We start from the raw sequence: 972 nt of genomic DNA, 5'->3' as shown, positions 1-972 counted from the left end.
ATTTTACTGAAGCTGACGGCTTAGCAACGTTAAAACAAACATTGAACTTGTATGCATTTGCAGGCACTGCCGAAACAAAAGCCGTTATAGATGCTCTAGTCAAGCTAGAGTTTGAACATACAACCGGTAGGGTTAGTCAGAAAGGAAAAGTTGGTTTTGCACATGGAGTAAAGCTGGTTCTAACAGTATCCGATCAGATACTGCCAAAAGAGCAGATCTTTTTATTGGGTAGCGTGTTATCTGTTTACTTTGCTCAATATGCGGAGATTAACGTGTTTACGCAGTTAGAGATTAAGTTGAAATCAACCAGCAGCTCCTTTCACGTATGGCCTGCGCTGACAGGTGATAAGGTGTTGTTATGAGCTCAGAGGACTTCTACCGCGAACTAAAGCAACGTTCTTTGTTTGAAGCTATTCATCTTATTGAGCAAGAGCTTTTGAAAGTTGAATCGCAAATTGGAACAGATGCATTACCCAAAAACGAGAAACTCAACTTAAAGGTCAATGCGTCTTTAGGCTTTGAGAATGCGCAACTCGTTTCTACTAAACCATTAGGTAAAGATAAATTAGCGCTTGAGACAAATTTGATTGGCTTGACGGGGGAGCAGGGTGTACTGCCTCAGCATTACAGTGAGCTTGCATTACATCGACTGAAAGAAGGCGATCATGCGATGGTGGACTTCTATGACATTTTTAACCATCGGCTTTTATCCCTCTATTATCGAAGTTGGCAGTTGAGTCAGTTAACCATACAAGCGCGTGCGCATGCAAAAAATCAGCGCTCCCCATTAACTGATTGCATGTCGTCATTGACTGGCGATGGGAATGATCTAGCACTGCATTATGGCGGCATGTATGCATCTCCAACACGAAGTAAAGGTGCATTGAAGAGCATTTTGGAATGTTTGTCTGGTTGCCAAATTCGTATTCACGAGTTTCAAGGTCAATGGATGCGACTGTCTAAATCTGAACA

At 42.2% G+C, this 972-nt stretch carries 2 protein-coding genes; both read left to right on the top strand.

The features are described 5' to 3' along the window. Positions 1-362, top strand: a 362-nt coding sequence (locus R7Z49_RS23770) for a type VI secretion system baseplate subunit TssF (RefSeq protein WP_318112185.1), incomplete at its 5' end; no start/stop codon positions are given. Next, positions 359-972: type VI secretion system baseplate subunit TssG (locus tag R7Z49_RS23765; protein WP_318112183.1), on the top strand; the 614-nt coding region annotated here is incomplete at its 3' end. The genes R7Z49_RS23770 and R7Z49_RS23765, both read left to right, overlap by 4 nt.

Origin of the sequence: Vibrio sp. 1562 (assembly GCF_033340155.1) — a bacterium.
Taxonomy (GTDB): domain Bacteria; phylum Pseudomonadota; class Gammaproteobacteria; order Enterobacterales; family Vibrionaceae; genus Vibrio; species Vibrio alginolyticus.
Note: the sequence above shows the minus strand (reverse complement) of the source record. Positions and strands in the feature narration are given on the sequence as shown.